The following is a 16839-nucleotide window of genomic DNA, read 5'->3' as shown; positions in this document are numbered from 1 at the left end:
TTTGCATCTTTATTTTTTTAGTGTTACAAAAGTACGGAAACTTTAAGAACTAAAAAAATAAAATCTCAACATTTTCAATACTTCTTGTTACTTAATTCATAATTTTAATAAAAACTTTAAACTATTGTCGACTGTCCGATATGAACATTGTCATTTCTGAAATATAACAGGTCATCTTTGCTGAAAATAACATTTGAAACAAACTCCCCTACTTCATTTGTACCGAATTTTGAATCTGGTTTTAAATCAACTGTAACGACTTTATATTCAATTGCTTTTTCAATAGCTTTATAAATCACATTTGCTTCTGTAAACAATCCGAAATGTTCTAACAACATTGCTGCTGATAAAATCGAAGCAATTGGATTGGCAATATTTTTTCCTTTTGCCTGAGGATAAGATCCGTGGATTGGTTCGAAAAGCGCATTTTTTTCTCCTAAAGATGCCGAAGCTAATAAACCAATTGAACCTGTAATTACACTTGCTTCATCTGATAAAATATCTCCAAATAGATTTTCTGTCAAAATCACATCAAATTGTTTCGGATTTAAGATGATTTGCATTGCCGCGTTATCAACAAATAAAAAGTCTAAAAGAACATCAGGATAACTTTCGCCCACTTTTTGAACTACTTTTCTCCATAATCTTGAAGTTTCCAAAACATTTGCTTTGTCAACCATTGTCAGCTTTTTACGTCGGTTTTGTGCCGATTTAAAAGCTAAATGTGCAATTCTTGTAATTTCTTCTTCTGAATATTCACATAAATCTGAAGCGTGTGTTCCTTCTTCATTTAGTGTTTTAGCTCCAAAATAAGCGCCGCCTGTTAATTCTCTGAAAATTGTAAAATCTGCACCTTCAATAATTTCTCTTTTTAAAGGAGATGCGTCAACTAATGCTTTGTAAGGTTTTATTGGGCGAATGTTGGCAAACAAACCTAATTCTTTACGAAGTTTCAATAATCCCTGCTCCGGACGAACTTTTGCATTTGGATTATTATCGTATTTAGGATCTCCAATGGCACCAAATAAAACAGCATCAGTATTTAAACAAAGATTTAAAGTTTGTTCCGGCAGCGGGTTTCCAGTTTTGTCAATGGCGATAGCACCCATGAGCGCTTCTTCAAAAACAAATTCATGATTGTACACTTCGCCAATAGCGTATAATGCTTTTTTGGCCTGCGCAATAACCTCTGGTCCAATTCCGTCTCCTGGTAAAACTGCTATTTTCAAATTCATAACGTCTCGTTCTTTATGATTTAAATCTTTATTATTTTTTCTTTTTTCTTTACTCTTTCTTCTATTTTCTTTTTTGACTAGCTTCTGATTAAATCACCTTCAATTTTAGAAGCTTCAATAATTTGGTGAATATCTGCATCTACAACTTCTTTTTTGATATCTGCAAATTTCAGGAACTCAATATATACAATGTCTAATTGCACTTTAGTCAATTCGTAACCTACTTTTTTAGCACGGTAAGCTAATGCAGCTCTTCCGCTTCTTGCAGTCAAAATAATTGAAGATTCGTTTACACCAACATCAAGCGGATCCATGATTTCATAAGTCGCTCTGTTTTTAATCACACCATCCTGATGAATTCCAGAACTGTGTGCAAAAGCATTTGCTCCTACGATCGCTTTATTTGGCTGTACAATCATTCCCATACTTTCAGAAACCAAACGACTCATTTCGTTTAATTCTCTTGTATTAATGTTTGTATCTAAATTTAAGTAAGGATGTTGTTTGAAAATCATAACCACTTCTTCAAGTGCAGTATTTCCGGCTCTTTCTCCAATACCATTAATAGTACATTCAATTTGTCTAGCACCATTTATAGCTCCTGCAATTGAGTTTGCAGTTGCCATTCCTAAATCATTATGACAGTGACATGAAAGGATTACGTTTTCGATTCCTTTTACGTTTTCTTTTAAATATTTAATTTTTGCTCCGTATTCTTCTGGAAGACAATATCCTGTAGTATCAGGAATATTTAATACCGTTGCACCAGATTTAATTACTTCTTCGCAAACTTTTGCAAGGAAAGCATTATCTGTTCTACCAGCATCTTCTGCATAGAATTCAACATCTTCTACATATGTTTTTGCGTGAGCTACTGCAAATTTTGCTCTTGCAATAATATCTTCTGGGGTAGTTTGTAATTTATGGAGTATATGAGATTGTGAGGTTCCGATTCCGGTGTGGATTCTAGGTCTTTTAGCGTGCTTTAAAGCAGCTGCCGCAACATCAATGTCGTTTTTTACGGCTCTTGTCAATCCGCAGACGGTTGCATTTTCTACAATTTTACAAATCTCAGAGACCGATAAAAAATCGCCCGGACTTGACACAGGGAAACCGGCTTCGATAATATCAACTCCCATTTTGTCTAGTCGTTCTGCGATAACTAATTTTTGCTTAGTATCTAACTTACATCCTGGAACTTGTTCACCGTCGCGTAATGTGGTGTCAAAAATTTGAACTTTCTCTCTATTCATATTCATTTATTTAATGTAATTTCACATCTTGATAACAAATATATATTGTACAATCGCAGTACGAAATTCATTTTAATGAAATTATACTGTTCATAACACAATTTATAACGACTTAAATATTTAATAATCAATAAGTTATATTATTATTTTTTACAATGGCTAACCATCAAAAAGATTTCTTATTTGTTCTGATAAAATCACTTTCCAAATCTGAAAAAAGGCAGTTTAAAATTTTTGCAAGCCGATTAGAAACAAGTTCGAATACTAAATTCATTGAATTATTCAATATTTTAGATAAGTCTGAAACCTATGATGAAAAGCTGATTTTGAAGAGCGGAATCATCAAAAAAGTCCAGTTATCTAACTTAAAATCATACTTATACAAACAAATTTTAGTTAGTATTCGTTTGAATATTCCGAGCCAGAACATTCGTTATCAATTGCGTGAACAAATTGATTTTGCTGTGATTCTATATAATAAAGGTTTGTATAAACAGAGTTTAAAAATTCTGGACAAAACAAAACAGCAGGCTTTAGAAAATGACGAAAAATACATGGCGTATGAAATTGTTGAGTTCGAAAAACTGATAGAATCGCAATATATTACCCGAAGTATTCAGGGCCGCGCCGACGAACTTGTTATTCAGGCCAAAGAATTAAATTACCGAAATACGATTTCCAGTAAATTATCGAACTTATCGCTTCAATTATACGGAATAATGCTGAAAACCGGTTACGTAAAAAGCGATGAAGAGTATAAATATATTGACGATTATTTCAACAAACATATTGCTAAGCTTGACGAAACTAAATTTGGTTTCCGTGAAAAGTATTGGTTTTACAACGCTAATTTATGGCGCAGTTTCCTGGTTCAGGACTTTTTAGCAAGTTATAAGTTTGCTTATAAATGGGTTCAGCTTTTTTATGATAATCCGAATATGATTTACCTGAATCCGGTGTTTTTCTTAAAAGGAAATCACTATTTCTTGGAATCGCTTTATATGCTGAAATATACGTCTAATTTTAAAAGATATCTTTCACTTTTAGAAGAAACTATTCAGGATCCAAAATTTCCGGTAAACGATAACATTGCATCACTATCATTTCTATATGTTTACAACAATAAGTTGAATTTACACATTCTGGAAGGTACTTTTGCCGAAAGCGAATATTTGATTCCGGAGATTTTAGAAAAAATAAAACTGCACAGCGAACATCTTGATGAACATCACGAAATGTTGTTTTTCTATAAAATTGCTTCTATTTATTTTGGAAATGAAAAATACAATGAATGTATTCTTTATTTAGATAAAATCATCAACAACAAGAACTTAACCATGCGTGAGGATTTAATGTGCTTCGCAAGACTTTTGTCTTTAATTGCGCATTATGAATTAGGTAAGGATTATTATTTAGAAAATCACCTGAAAAGCACGTATAAGTTCTTATTGAAAATGAATGACTTACACGAAGTTCAAAAGGAAATCATCAAGTTTTTAAGAAACCTGAACAACTTCTACCCTGCGGATATTAAAAAGGAATTCAAAAAAATGCACGCTCGTTTTGTAGAGCTTGAAAAGAATACTTACGAAAAAAGAGCATTCCTGTATCTTGATATTATTTCATGGCTTGAAAGCAAAATTGAGAATCGAAAAATTGCGGATATTATTAAGGAAAAAGCGAAGCTTAACAGCCGTTGATTTTAAATTCCAATTTTTTAAAATTCCAAATTCCAAATAGTTTACGTTACGACCTTTGTCAAAGTTTTAAACTTTGACAAAGGTTTCTGCGCACAATTACGACGTACTATTTGTCATTTCGACCGAAGGGAGAAATCGCAATCGAAACTCTACAAAGATTGGCGAATTTCTTTGCGGAAATACTAGTGCGATTTCTCCCTTCGGTCGAAATGACAAAACTTTACGAAAAAATCCCAAACTCCAACAATTGGAATTTGGGATTTAAATTTTGGAATTTAAAAATTTACTCTATAATATTCGAAGTCGTAACATAAAAATCTTTATCAACTTCTACTTTTCTATCTTCATTAGTTGTTTTTTCAGACTGCCATTCTGTTGTTGGTTTTAACCAGGTTTCAACACCATTTATTTTAACTCTAACCGGCATATCAAATTTAGCCACACAATTTGTCCAGTGATATCCAAAAGTTCCATTTTTAAACATGTATTCAAAAACCGGAATTTGTGTTGTAGTTAAATATTGTGCAAAAACTCTGTTGAAGTTAATTCCAGATTGCTCATTGATATAATCCTGAATTTGTTTACCAGTAACTGTTTGGTGATAGAACGTTTTATTCATACCTCTTAAAATCGATTTCCATTTTGCATCATCATTAATTACCTGACGAATCATGTGCAGCATTGAAGCTCCTTTTGGATACATATCTCCAGAACCTTCATTATTAACATCATAATGTCCGATAATTGGCGTATCGTTTTTAATGTTTTTTCTACATCCAATAATGTATTCAGCTGCAGCGTCTTTTCCGTAATAATATTCAATGAAAAGGCTTTCAGAGTAATTTGTAAAACTCTCGTGAACCCACATATCAGCAATATCTTTGTACGTAATATTGTTGGCAAACCATTCGTGGCCAGATTCGTGAATAATGATAAAATCAAATTTTAATCCCCAGCCGGTTCCGCTTAAATCACGTCCTAAATAACCATTTTTATATTGGTTTCCGTATGTTACAGAACTTTGGTGTTCCATCCCTAAATACGGAACTTCTACTAATTTATAACTGTCTTCATACCAAGGATAAGGCCCAAACCAGTTTTCGAAAGCTTTCAGCATTTTTGGAGCATCTTTAAACTGCTCTTTTGCCAAAGTTAGATTATCTCTTAAAACATAATAATTACAATCTAAATCGCCTTTTTCTCCTTTATAAACTTCAGAGAAATTAACGTAATCACCAATATTAATGTTTACACCGTAATTATTAATTGGGTTTGAAACATACCAATTAAAAGTTTTTGTTCCGTCTTTTTCTTTTTTAACACTTTGTAATCTTCCGTTAGAAACATCCGTTAAATCACCCGGAACATTCACGCTGATTAACATATTTTCTACTTCATCATACATGTGATCTTTGTTTGGCCACCAAACGCTGGCACCTAAACCCTGACAAGATGTTGCAATAAAATCTTTTCCGTTTTTATCTTTTTTCCAGGAAAATCCACCATCCCACGGCGCTCTTACCGCTTCTTTTGGTTTTCCTTCAAAATAAACTACGATTTCTTTGGTATCGCCAACCTTTTGCTTTTCATTCAAAGTAATGAAAAACGCATTTCCATCTCTTTCAAATTTTAATTCTTTCTTGTCCTGCGTTACTTTCGTAATTTTCATAGGTTCCTGCAAATCAATCTGCATTCTGTTATTCTCTGTTAAAACAGTATAACGAACTGTGTTAGAACCCGAAATAGCTTTTTCTTTAGGATTAACTTTTACATCAAGATGATAGTATTTTAAATCCCACCACGCTCTTTCTTTTGTTATGCTTCCGCGTAAAGTATCCTGATGTGTAAAAACTGTTTCTCCTTTATTAAGAAGTCCCTGGGCATTGGCAGTAAAACCAATTAAAAAAGCAGTAAAAATGCTTCCGAAGTAATTTTTCATTAGTAAAATGGTATTATTTTGAAATCAATCTGCAACAAATGTAAACATTCGGATTAAGATTTCTAAAATTTTATGATTTCTTCCTCAAAAAACAAACCCAATAAATAAGAAATTTATTGGGTTTCAAATTTTAATTATTTCCGAAGTTTAATTGGTGATATTAAACTCTGTCACGTAAAAGTTTTTATCAACAACCAAAGTTGATTTATCGTCCTTTACATTTTCTGCTTTCCAGTCTGTTGTTGGTTTTAACCATGTTTCAACACCGTTTAAAGTAACTTTTAAAGGAAGATCAAAATTCTCTACACAATTGATCCAGTGATAAACCAATTTTTGATTTTTAATATAATATTCAAAAGTTGGAACCTGAGCCGTTCTTAAATACTGATCAAAAACCGGACTAAAATTGATTCCTGACTCTTTACTTATATAATCTTCAATTTGTTTTGTAGTAACTGTTTGATGGTAAAAAGTTTTATTCATTCCTCTCAAAATCGATTTGAATTTGGCATCATCATTTATAACCTGACGAATGGTGTGAATTATATTTGCTCCTTTTGGATACATGTCGCCAGATCCTTCAACATTTACATCATAATAACCAATAATTGGCTTTTTATTGGTAATCACTTTTCTAATTCCTCTTATATATTCATTTGCAGCGTCTTTTCCGTAATAATACTCAATAAAAAGCGATTCAGAATAAGTTGTAAAACTCTCATGAATCCACATATCTGCAATGTCTTTATACGTAATATTGTTTGCAAACCACTCATGTCCAGACTCATGAATAATAATATAATCAAATTTTAATCCCCAGCCTGTTCCGCTCATATCGTTTCCTTTGTAACCATTTTGAAAGTCATTTCCGTAAGTCACAGAACTTTGGTGTTCCATTCCTAAATACGGAACTTCGACTAATTTATAGCTGTCTTCGTAAAACGGATAAGGTCCAAACCAGCTTTCAAAAGCTTTTAGCATTTTTGGAGCATCCTGAAAGTGTTTTTTAGCAATTTCAAGATTATCTCTCAAAACATAATAATTACAGTCTAAATCGCCTTTTTCTCCTTTAAATTTCTCAGAAAAATTAACGTAGTCTGCAATATTGATATTGACACCGTAATTATTAATTGGGTTCGAAACATACCAATTAAAGGTTTTAGTTCCGTCTTTTTGTTTTTTTACGCTTTGTAATCTTCCATTTGAAACATCGATTAAATGTCCCGGAACATTCACGCTGATTAACATATTTTCAACTTCATCATACATATGATCTTTACACGGCCACCAAACGCTAGCGCCTAAACCCTGACAAGATGAAGCGATAAAATCTTTTCCATTTTTATCTTTCTGCCAAGTAATTCCTCCATCCCAAGGCGGTCTTACGGCTTCTTTAGGCACTCCACCAAAAGAAATTATAATTTCTTTAGTTTCGCCAATTTTTTGACTTTCAGTTAAAGTGATGAAAAATGCATTTCCGTCTCTTTCAAATTTTAATTCTTTTCCGTTCTGCATTACTTTCGTAATCTTCATTGGTTCCTGCAAATCGATCTGCATTCTGCTATTTTCCGTTAAAACAGTATAACGTACGGTATTTGAACCTGTTATTGTTTTATCTGCAGGATTTACTTTTATATCCAGATGATAATATTTCAAATCCCACCAGGCTCTTTCTTTTGTAATGCTTCCGCGTAAAGTATCCTGATGTGTAAAAACGGTTTCAGACTTATTCATAAGTCCTTGAGCATTGGCAGAAAAACCAATTAGAAAAGCTGCTATAACACTTCCAACGTATTTTTTCATTATAAATTAAGTTTTTGAATTAGTTATAATATTAGTATATTTTTTTAATTTATGTTACAGATTTGTATTCATAAACAGTATTGTTTTTTTATTTTAGCTAAAATTACCCGTTTTATGAAATTTAGCTCGTTTTTATACCTTTTGACATTCCTGTATTCAATACATAATTATTCCCAGACATTTCCTGTTCATAAAACAAACGATAAAATAACGATTGACGGAGATTTAACCGATTGGAAAACACCTTTTTTAGGTCCGTTTGTAATTCATAATTCCGGTGAAAAAGCTACTCAAAACACAATGGTTTCACTTTCGTGGAATGATGAAAACCTATATATCGCCTATCATTCCGTAGATTCTAAAATAGTTGGAAAGTCTCAAAAAAAAGATTCTAAAATCTATGAAGCTGATGATTTAGTAGAAGTTTTTATTGATCCGGATGGCGATGGAAAAAACTATCTTGAAATTGGTATAAATGCTTTTTCTTCCAATTATGATATGCTTATAAAGTGTATTTCTCCTGAATGCGGAGGCTGGAAAACGGCAATGAAATTTGATATTGAAGGATTGGAAGCTGTCAGCAAAATAACTCCTGAAGGATTTGATACCGAAATTAAAATCCCTTTTTCAAGCTTAGAAAAAATCGAAAATGGAAATTTCTCTAAACCAAAAATGGGTACAAAATGGAAAGCCAATACTTTTAGAATTGATTACGGTAATACAACCGAATATCTTGCTTTACAGGATTATAAAAGTTTAAAGTTTGGGTTTCATCACCCAGAAGAATTTGCAGTTTTTGAGTTTGTGGAGTAAGTATTGCGAGATGGCACGCGGATGATACGGATTCGCTATGCGAAAGCGCGGATATATACGGATTTTTTTCTCTTTTTGTTAACCGTAATTTTTGTCAGACTGAGCGAAGTCGAAGTCCCGTTTGCTGAATCACTTTGCGGGACTTCGACTTCGCTCAGTCTGACATTCTTCTATTAAAGAATATTAATTTATTTCTGACGTTTTTTCAAAACATCAACAACATCATTCAACTGAAAACCTTTTGCCTGCAATAAAATCAAATAATGAAAAAGTAAATCAGCGCTTTCGCTAAGGAATAAATCATCGTTATCATCTTTTGCTTCGATAACAACTTCTACAGCTTCTTCGCCTACTTTTTGGGCAATTTTATTGATTCCTTTTTCGAATAAAGAAGCTACATAACTTTTCTCAGAATCGGCATTTTCTCTGCGGATTTTGATTGTGTTTTCCAGTTGAGAAATGAAACCGTAATTTTCTTTGTTTTCTTCCTGCCAGCATGTATCTGCGCCCGTGTGACATGTTGGCCCGACAGGTTTTGCCTGAATTAAAAGCGTATCGCCGTCGCAGTCATTTTTAATACTTACCAGATTTAAAAAGTTACCACTCTCCTCGCCTTTTGTCCAAAGTCTTTGTTTGGATCGGCTGAAGAATGTTACTTTTTGTGTTTCTATTGTTTTTTGAAGCGATTCTTCGTTCATATAACCCAGCATCAAAACATTTTTTGTTTCAGAATCCTGAATTATCGCCGGAATTAATCCGTGTGCGCTTTTTATATCTATGTTCATTATTATTTTAGATTTTAGAGTTCAGATTTTAGATTAATTTCTAAACTCATAATTATTTGTTTTAATTTTTAACTGATTGAATTTCTTCAAATTTTTGTGTTAATATGTCCTTCAACTCATTAAAAGATATTTTTAGTCCATTAACTGAAATACTAACAGGAGAGCCTGATTGCTTTAAATTCATTTTTATCATATTCCTTTTAATCACATTAGTTTCTTTACTTATATAATCTTCAGGATTTTTAAGATAAATTTTAATGAATTTTTGATTTACAACTGTAATTTCTTTAATTGCATCAATGTCTTCCCATAAAATTCTCCCAAGCGATACTGCTGATGAATTATCTATAATTCCAATAGCATCAATAACAACGACTGGTTTTTTATCAAATAACTTTTTTGTACTGAAATAGATTCCAAACAATCCCATGAATAGACCTAAAATTGAAGCAACATTTTTTATTATAAAATTATTAACGACTGCATTACGAACAGTAGGCTGATATACTAATATCCAAAGGCTGACAATTAAAAATAAGATTGAAAAAAACAATAGTTTTATCAATTTACCCGTACTTCCAAAAACTTCTATACTTTCTTTATCTTCCATAAACAATTATTATCTATCTCTCTAAAGTCTAACTTCAATACCGTTATTTCTAAGCTCTTCTTTTAAAGCTTTTATTTCAATTTCTTTAAAGTGAAAAACACTCGCTGCCAAAGCGGCATCTGCTTTTCCTTCTTTAAATGAATCTACGAAATGCTGAATATTTCCAGCTCCGCCCGAAGCAATTATCGGAATATTGATTAAGGTTGATAATTTAGCTAAAGCTTCGTTTGCAAAACCATTTTTAGTTCCGTCGTTATCCATTGATGTGAATAATATTTCGCCCGCACCGCGTTCTGCAACTTCTACAGCCCAATCGAATAAATTTAGTTCTGTTGGTACTTTTCCGCCCACTAAATGTACAATCCATTGTCCGTCAATTTGTTTGGCATCGATTGCGACTACAACACATTGACTTCCGAATTTCTGAGCCAAATCATTAATTAACTGCGGATTTTTTACTGCCGATGAATTTATCGAAACTTTATCTGCTCCGTTATTCAGCAGAATTTCAACATCTTCAACAGACGAAATCCCACCGCCAACCGTAAACGGAATATTGATTTTTTCCGCTACACTTCGCACCATATTAACCAGCGTCTTGCGACGTTCTTCTGTTGCCGAAATATCGAGAAATACCAATTCATCTGCACCTTCTGCCGAGTAAATTTCTGCTAATTCTACAGGATCTCCCGCATCGCGCAAGTCAACAAAGTTAACGCCTTTTACAGTTCTTCCATTTTTTATATCTAAGCAGGGTATGATTCTTTTTGCTAACATTTTTTTGTTGTTTCACAGAGATTCACAAAGATTTTCAGAGCTACGCAAAATTTTGTGAATCTTTGCGTTTTGCTTTGCGCATCTTTGCGAAATAATCTTATTTATTTAAAATATAATTTTCAAGTTGCTTTAATGTAATTCTTCCTTCGTAAATCGCTTTTCCTATAATTGTTCCTTCGCACCCTAATTCAGCCAGTTTTGGTAATTCATCAAAAGTTGAAATTCCGCCCGAAGCAATTAGTTTTACACCTTTTGCTTCTTCTAAAATTTTACCGTACAAATCAAAACTTGGACCTTCAAGCATTCCGTCTTTTGCAATATCAGTACAAATAACATACTGAATTCCTTTAGTTTGATAATCCTGAATAAACGGAATCAAATCTTCATTTGAATCTTCTAACCAGCCCGAAACAGCGATTTTCTCCTCTTTTGCGTCAGCGCCTAAAATAATTTTATCCGAACCGTATTCTGAAATCCATTTTTCGAAAATTGCTCTGTTTTTTACAGCAATACTTCCGCCAGTAATTTGATTTGCACCGCTTTCAAAAGCAATTCTCAAATCATCATCCGATTTTAATCCACCGCCAAAATCAATTTTTAAACTGGTTTGTGACGCAATTTGTTCCAAAATCTTATAATTGACAATTTTGCTTGATTTTGCGCCGTCTAAATCTACTAAATGCAGATATTCAATTCCGTGTGCTTCAAATGATTTCGCTACTTCAAGCGGATTTTCGTTGTAAATTATTTTGGTATCATAATCACCTTTGGACAAACGAACACATTTTCCGTCAATGATATCTATGGCTGGTATTATTCTCATGTTTTGATATTTTAGATTTAAGAGTTTAGATTTTAGATTATTTTCTAAACTGACATTTTGATTGAAATTGATTTTTGATATTGCAATTTGGAATTTGGGATTTAAGAAATTGGAATTTTAAAATTTACATTTTTAAAAAGTTTTCCAAAATCTTTTCCCCAACAGCACCGCTTTTTTCGGGGTGAAACTGAGTTCCGTAAAAATTGTCTTTTTGTAAAGCCGATGCATATTCTAAATCGTAATTTGTTGTTGCAATGGCTTCTGTGCAGTTTGGTGCATAAAAACTATGAACCAAATACATAAATTCATTTTCCGGAATAGTTGCAAACAAATCCGATTTTAAGTTATAAATCTGATTCCAGCCCATTTGCGGCACTTTTACCTGATTTGAAAATTTCACAACATCAACATCAAAAATCCCTAAACCTTTTGTATTTCCTTCTTCAGATGAATTGCACATCAACTGCATTCCAAGGCAAATTCCCAAAACAGGCTGTTTCAAATTCGAAATCAAACTGTCTAAACCACTTTCGCGAAGCTTTGCCATTGCCGAACTTGCCTCGCCAACGCCAGGGAAAATCACTTTATCTGCCGCCTGAATTTCTTCTGGATTATTACTCAAAACAGCTTTAAAACCCAGTCTTTCAATAGCAAACATAATGCTCTGAATATTTCCTGCTCCGTAATTTATAATTACTATTTTCAATTTATTTTAGATTTAGATTTAGATTTTAGATTTCTCTTCAATCTTAAAATCATTTAACACTTTTTACTTTATAGATCCGTATAATGAGCTATCATTTTGTTTACCAATCCGTTTTCATTAAAAAACATGACTTCAATTGCCATTTTGTTCATAACTGATTTGTAATAAAGTGCAACAGAATCAACTCCTGAAGTTACTTCGATCAATTCAAAATGCAAGTCTGGAATTTTATGTAAAGCTTTCTCCCAATACGCTCTGACTTGCTCTTTTCCGTGCAGCGAACCGCTTTCGATTCCCGCAGCGAGTTTTATCATTGGTGTCGTAATTTCAATATCTTCAGAATAATGTTTCATGATATCGTCTAAATCATGAGAATTCCAGGATTCTATCCAGGCTTTTGCAAATTTATCAGCGTTCATATTTTTTTGGTTTGTTTTGTTTCAGGTTTCAGGTTTCAAGTTCTCTACTTAACGTGAAACCTCAAACTTGAAACTTGAAACAATTACACTTACAACATCCCCTTCGTTGAAGGCAAAATCATCTTTTCGGTATCTCTTTTTACGGCTACTTTTATGGCTTTTGCGAAAGCTTTAAAAATAGCTTCAATTTTATGATGCTCGTTTATGCCTTCTGCTTTAATGTTAAGATTCGCTTTTGCGCCGTCTGTAAATGATTTGAAAAAGTGGTAGAACATTTCTGTTGGCATTTTTCCGACCATTTCACGTTTAAATTCGGTTTCCCAGATCAGCCAGTTTCTTCCGCCGAAATCAATCGCAGCCTGTGCTAAACAATCGTCCATTGGTAAGCAGAATCCGTAACGCTCAATTCCTAGTTTATTTCCTAAGGCTTTTGCGAAAACTTCACCTAAAGCAATTGCCGTGTCTTCGATTGTATGGTGTTCATCAACTTCTAAATCGCCTTTTACAAGGATTTCCAAGTCCATTTGACCATGACGCGAAATTTGATCTAACATATGGTCAAAAAAAGCAATTCCGGTATCGATTTTACTTTTTCCAGTTCCGTCAAGGTTTAAGTTGATGTAAATATCTGTTTCGTTTGTTTTACGCGTAATTGATGCAGAACGCGCTTCTAGTTTCAAAAACTCATAAATCCTTTTCCAATCTGTTGTTTGCAGAATAATTGTATCGTTTAATTCCTCACGTTTTGATGAAATTTCATTACTTCCAATTCCATCTGTCATATTCATGAAAATTGCTTTTGCACCAAGATTTTTAGCCAATTCAACATCTGTCAAACGATCTCCTAAAACAAAAGAATTTTCTAAATCATATTCTGGATTATTTAAATATTTAGTCAATAATCCAGTTCTTGGTTTGCGTGTTGGTGCATTTTCTTCTGGAAAAGTTCTGTCAACAAAAATCTCATCAAATACAACGCCCTCGTTTTCAAAGGCTTTTAAGATGAAATTCTGCGTTGGCCAAAACGTATTTTCAGGAAAGCTATCCGTTCCTAATCCATCCTGATTGGTTACCATTGCTAGTTCGTAATCTAATTCATTGGCAATTTTAGCCAGATATTGAAAGGCTTTTGGATAAAATTCCAGTTTATCTAAACTGTCTAATTGGTAATTTTCAGGTTCTAAAACAATCGTTCCGTCACGATCGATAAAAAGTACTTTTTTCATGGTTTATATTTTTTTTTGCCACAGATTTCATAGATTAAATGGATTTTTCTTTTGCCACGAATTACACTAATTTTCACTAATTCAATTCGTGTTAATTCGTGCAATTCGTGGCGAAAATTTAAACACAAACAGAATAAAAAATAATCCGTTTAATCTGTGTAATCTGTGGCCTATATCTTTACTTCAATAACTTTAATTCTTTAATTACAGCAGCATTTTCTTCTTTTGTCCCAATTGTAAAACGAAGACAGTTTTCACATAAAGGCTGTGTTGTTCTGTTACGAATTACGATTCCTTTTTCAATTAATTGATTGTACCTTTTGTTTGCGTCATCCACTTTTGCCAGAATAAAATTGGCTTCTGTTGGATAAACTTTCTCTACAAAATCAATTTCAAGTAATACTTTAAGTAATTCTTCTCTTTGTTCAATAATTGAAGCTATTTCTTGTTTTATTTTTTCAGAATCTTTTAAACGTTCTTTTGCTCTTTGCTGTGTTAATTCGTTTACATTATATGGCGGTTTTATTTTATTTAAAACCGAAATAACTGCTTCTGATGCATAGCAGATTCCTAAACGAATTCCAGCCATACCATACGCTTTTGAAAGTGTTTGTGTAATGATCAAATTTGGATATTCGTCAATTTCGATTAACCAGCTTTCTTTGTCCGAAAAGTCAATATAAGCTTCGTCAATCACAACCAAACCATTAAAATTTTGAAGCAGTTTTACCACGCTTTCATCAGAAAAAGAATTTCCCGTTGGGTTATTTGGAGAACATAAAAAGATGATTTTTGTGTTTTCATCAACGGCTTCCAGAATCTTTTCAACTTGTGGCTGAAAATCATTTGTCAGCAGAATTTCTCTGTTTTCGATTGCGTTTATATTCGCCAAAACGCTGTACATTCCGTATGTTGGCGGAAGCGTGATGATATTGTCAATTTTTGGTTCGCAGAAAGCTCTGAAAATCAAATCCAGAACTTCGTCACTCCCGTTTCCTAATAAAATCTGACTTTGCTTTGTGTTATTGTTTTTAGCTAAAATTGCTTTAACCGAATTCTGCTGCGGATCCGGATAACGGTTTACACCATTTTGAAACGGATTTTCATTGGCATCCAAAAAAATCATTTCGGCGGTATCAAAATCTTCAAACTCATCTCTTGCAGACGAATAAGGTTTTAAAGATTTTACGTTTTCACGTGTAATTGTATTTATATCGAAAGTATTCATTTTCTAAGTTTTGCTCCTGCAAGGTTTTCAAAACCTTGTAGGTATTATTCATTAAGGTTATAAATCGAAAATTTATTTAAACCTACGAGGTTTTGGAAACCTCGCAGGACTTCAGACGAAGTGTTACTGCGTTTTTGTGCGCCTGTAATCCTTCGGCTTCAGCCATAATTTCAATTGCCTTTCCGATGTTTTGGATTCCTTTTTCAGATATTTTTTGAAATGTCATTGATTTCATAAAACTATCCAGATTTACACCACTGTAATTTTTAGCATAACCATTTGTTGGCAAAGTATGATTTGTTCCCGAAGCGTAATCTCCGGCACTTTCAGGAGTATAATTTCCAATAAAAACCGAACCTGCATTTACAATTCCGTTACAGTAGAAATCATCGTATTGTGAGCAGATAATAAAGTGTTCCGGACCATATTCGTTGATTAAATCTAATGCGATTTGATCATTTTCGACATAAATTAATTTCGAATTTTCGATTGCTTTTATGGCGATTGCTTTTCTTGGAAGTACTTCTATCTGTGATTGAATTTCTTTTTCAACTTGGTCAATTAATTTTCTTGAAGTCGAAACTAAAATTACCTGACTGTCTGTTCCGTGTTCTGCCTGCGACAATAAATCAGATGCTACAAAGGCTGGAACTGCAGTGTCATCGGCAACAATTAATAATTCTGATGGACCGGCCGGCATATCGATTGCAACTCCAAATTGTGTCGCCAATTGTTTTGCCACAGTTACAAACTGATTTCCGGGACCGAAAATTTTATAAACTTTTGGAATTGATTTTGTCCCAAAGGTCATTCCTGCAATTGCCTGGATTCCGCCTACTTTTAATATTTTAGTTACACCGCACAAATTGGCAGCATACAAAATCGCCGGATTTATTTTTCCTGTTTTATCTGGAGGCGAACACAACACAATTTCTTTGCAGCCTGCAATTTCAGCCGGAACTGCCAGCATTAAAACGGTTGAAAATAACGGTGCTGTTCCACCCGGAATATATAATCCTATTTTTTGAATTGGTCTTTTTTCCTGCCAGCAATTTACACCTTCAATAGTTTCAACTTCTATCCTTTCTGTTTTTTGAGCACTGTGAAACTTGTAGATATTGTCTTTTGCTAACTGAATTGCTTCTTTTAATTCATTTGGAATCAATGCAATTGCTTCATTTACTTCTGCAGCAGAAACTTCATAATTTTCTAAAGTGATTCCGTCAAAAATTGAAGTGTATTTTGCTACGGCTTCATCTCCTTTTTTCTGTACTTCTCTGAAGATTTCTTTTACCGTAACTTCAATATCATCAATCGTTTGGGTTGGTCTTTTTAATATTTCAGACCAGGTATCTGGTTTTGGATTGTCTATCTTATTCATGCTTGTATTTTTTTTAACCGCTAAACTTTGTGTTTTTTTTTACCGCAAAGTTCGCAAGGTTTTTTTTCTATTCTTTTGTTTTAGAAAACGCTAAGTTCGCAAAGCTGTTGTCGAGAATTGGAATTTGGAATTTAAAAATTG

General features: G+C 33.2%; 15 protein-coding genes. 2 read left to right on the top strand and 13 right to left on the bottom strand.

Features of this window, described 5'->3' with window-relative positions:
• Nucleotides 1–116: 116 nt before the first annotated feature.
• Both leuB and NLJ00_RS18405 read right to left on the bottom strand, forming a co-directional pair.
• Nucleotides 117–1235, bottom strand: coding sequence for a 3-isopropylmalate dehydrogenase (leuB, locus tag NLJ00_RS18410; RefSeq protein ID WP_053474512.1), 1119 nt, complete (start codon nucleotides 1233–1235; stop codon nucleotides 117–119).
• A gap of 77 nt (nucleotides 1236–1312) precedes the next feature.
• The gene (locus NLJ00_RS18405; protein WP_256634902.1) at nucleotides 1313–2488 is read right to left on the bottom strand and encodes a 2-isopropylmalate synthase; all 1176 of its coding nucleotides are present in this window, start codon (nucleotides 2486–2488) and stop codon (nucleotides 1313–1315) included.
• A 155-nt stretch (nucleotides 2489–2643) separates the two neighbouring features.
• Here NLJ00_RS18405 and NLJ00_RS18400 point away from each other — a divergent pair, with 155 nt between their 5' ends.
• On the top strand, nucleotides 2644–4188 hold the full coding sequence (locus NLJ00_RS18400) for a hypothetical protein (protein WP_053474510.1): 1545 nt from the start codon (nucleotides 2644–2646) through the stop codon (nucleotides 4186–4188).
• A 283-nt stretch (nucleotides 4189–4471) separates the two neighbouring features.
• On the opposite strand, the gene NLJ00_RS18395 is transcribed toward NLJ00_RS18400, so the two are convergent.
• Both NLJ00_RS18395 and NLJ00_RS18390 read right to left on the bottom strand, forming a co-directional pair.
• The gene (locus NLJ00_RS18395) at nucleotides 4472–6127 is read right to left on the bottom strand and encodes a M1 family metallopeptidase (RefSeq protein ID WP_256634901.1); all 1656 of its coding nucleotides are present in this window, start codon (nucleotides 6125–6127) and stop codon (nucleotides 4472–4474) included.
• A gap of 147 nt (nucleotides 6128–6274) precedes the next feature.
• The gene (locus tag NLJ00_RS18390) at nucleotides 6275–7930 is read right to left on the bottom strand and encodes a M1 family metallopeptidase (protein ID WP_256634900.1); all 1656 of its coding nucleotides are present in this window, start codon (nucleotides 7928–7930) and stop codon (nucleotides 6275–6277) included.
• 114 nt (nucleotides 7931–8044) lie between these two features.
• Between NLJ00_RS18390 and NLJ00_RS18385 the strand changes: the two genes are divergently transcribed.
• Nucleotides 8045–8743, top strand: coding sequence for a carbohydrate-binding family 9-like protein (locus NLJ00_RS18385; protein ID WP_256634899.1), 699 nt, complete (start codon nucleotides 8045–8047; stop codon nucleotides 8741–8743).
• A 188-nt stretch (nucleotides 8744–8931) separates the two neighbouring features.
• Here NLJ00_RS18385 and hisIE read toward each other — a convergent pair whose 3' ends face one another.
• The 9 genes from hisIE to hisD form a co-directional block, all read right to left on the bottom strand.
• Complete coding sequence (gene hisIE / locus NLJ00_RS18380) at nucleotides 8932–9531, bottom strand: bifunctional phosphoribosyl-AMP cyclohydrolase/phosphoribosyl-ATP diphosphatase HisIE (protein WP_332022907.1); 600 nt, start codon at nucleotides 9529–9531, stop codon at nucleotides 8932–8934.
• Between the two features lie 58 nt (nucleotides 9532–9589).
• A complete protein-coding gene (locus NLJ00_RS18375) occupies nucleotides 9590–10138 on the bottom strand; it encodes an STM3941 family protein (RefSeq protein WP_256634897.1) in 549 nt (182 codons plus the stop codon).
• Between the two features lie 21 nt (nucleotides 10139–10159).
• Nucleotides 10160–10915: an imidazole glycerol phosphate synthase subunit HisF gene (hisF, locus tag NLJ00_RS18370; protein ID WP_256634896.1), complete on the bottom strand. Its 756-nt coding sequence runs from the start codon at nucleotides 10913–10915 to the stop codon at nucleotides 10160–10162.
• A 97-nt stretch (nucleotides 10916–11012) separates the two neighbouring features.
• On the bottom strand, nucleotides 11013–11738 hold the full coding sequence (hisA, locus tag NLJ00_RS18365; protein ID WP_053471455.1) for a 1-(5-phosphoribosyl)-5-[(5-phosphoribosylamino)methylideneamino]imidazole-4-carboxamide isomerase: 726 nt from the start codon (nucleotides 11736–11738) through the stop codon (nucleotides 11013–11015).
• Between the two features lie 124 nt (nucleotides 11739–11862).
• Nucleotides 11863–12444 (bottom strand): imidazole glycerol phosphate synthase subunit HisH, encoded by a 582-nt coding sequence (hisH, locus tag NLJ00_RS18360; RefSeq protein ID WP_256634895.1) that lies wholly within the window; start codon nucleotides 12442–12444, stop codon nucleotides 11863–11865.
• Between the two features lie 68 nt (nucleotides 12445–12512).
• Nucleotides 12513–12863, bottom strand: coding sequence for a nuclear transport factor 2 family protein (locus NLJ00_RS18355; protein WP_256634894.1), 351 nt, complete (start codon nucleotides 12861–12863; stop codon nucleotides 12513–12515).
• Between the two features lie 89 nt (nucleotides 12864–12952).
• Nucleotides 12953–14089: a bifunctional histidinol-phosphatase/imidazoleglycerol-phosphate dehydratase HisB gene (hisB, locus tag NLJ00_RS18350; protein ID WP_256634893.1), complete on the bottom strand. Its 1137-nt coding sequence runs from the start codon at nucleotides 14087–14089 to the stop codon at nucleotides 12953–12955.
• 178 nt (nucleotides 14090–14267) lie between these two features.
• Nucleotides 14268–15317 (bottom strand): histidinol-phosphate transaminase, encoded by a 1050-nt coding sequence (gene hisC / locus NLJ00_RS18345; protein WP_256634892.1) that lies wholly within the window; start codon nucleotides 15315–15317, stop codon nucleotides 14268–14270.
• A gap of 82 nt (nucleotides 15318–15399) precedes the next feature.
• The gene (gene hisD / locus NLJ00_RS18340) at nucleotides 15400–16698 is read right to left on the bottom strand and encodes a histidinol dehydrogenase (protein ID WP_256634891.1); all 1299 of its coding nucleotides are present in this window, start codon (nucleotides 16696–16698) and stop codon (nucleotides 15400–15402) included.
• Nucleotides 16699–16839 lie beyond the last annotated feature (141 nt).

Origin of the sequence: Flavobacterium panici (assembly GCF_024499525.1) — a bacterium.
Classification (GTDB): Bacteria; Bacteroidota; Bacteroidia; order Flavobacteriales; family Flavobacteriaceae; genus Flavobacterium; species Flavobacterium panici.
Note: the sequence above shows the minus strand (reverse complement) of the source record. Positions and strands in the feature narration are given on the sequence as shown.

Bases quoted from the DNA above. Each gene is read 5' to 3' on its own strand.
- leuB (WP_053474512.1), bottom strand. From the start codon at position 1,235: ATGAATTTGAAAATAGCAGTTTTACCAGGAGACGGAATTGGACCAGAG.
- NLJ00_RS18405 (WP_256634902.1), bottom strand. From the start codon at position 2,488: ATGAATAGAGAGAAAGTTCAAATTTTTGACACCACATTACGCGACGGT.
- NLJ00_RS18400 (WP_053474510.1), top strand. From the start codon at position 2,644: ATGGCTAACCATCAAAAAGATTTCTTATTTGTTCTGATAAAATCACTT.
- NLJ00_RS18395 (WP_256634901.1), bottom strand. From the start codon at position 6,127: ATGAAAAATTACTTCGGAAGCATTTTTACTGCTTTTTTAATTGGTTTT.
- NLJ00_RS18390 (WP_256634900.1), bottom strand. From the start codon at position 7,930: ATGAAAAAATACGTTGGAAGTGTTATAGCAGCTTTTCTAATTGGTTTT.
- NLJ00_RS18385 (WP_256634899.1), top strand. From the start codon at position 8,045: ATGAAATTTAGCTCGTTTTTATACCTTTTGACATTCCTGTATTCAATA.
- NLJ00_RS18375 (WP_256634897.1), bottom strand. From the start codon at position 10,138: ATGGAAGATAAAGAAAGTATAGAAGTTTTTGGAAGTACGGGTAAATTG.
- hisF (WP_256634896.1), bottom strand. From the start codon at position 10,915: ATGTTAGCAAAAAGAATCATACCCTGCTTAGATATAAAAAATGGAAGA.
- hisA (WP_053471455.1), bottom strand. From the start codon at position 11,738: ATGAGAATAATACCAGCCATAGATATCATTGACGGAAAATGTGTTCGT.
- NLJ00_RS18355 (WP_256634894.1), bottom strand. From the start codon at position 12,863: ATGAACGCTGATAAATTTGCAAAAGCCTGGATAGAATCCTGGAATTCT.
- hisB (WP_256634893.1), bottom strand. From the start codon at position 14,089: ATGAAAAAAGTACTTTTTATCGATCGTGACGGAACGATTGTTTTAGAA.
- hisC (WP_256634892.1), bottom strand. From the start codon at position 15,317: ATGAATACTTTCGATATAAATACAATTACACGTGAAAACGTAAAATCT.
- hisD (WP_256634891.1), bottom strand. From the start codon at position 16,698: ATGAATAAGATAGACAATCCAAAACCAGATACCTGGTCTGAAATATTA.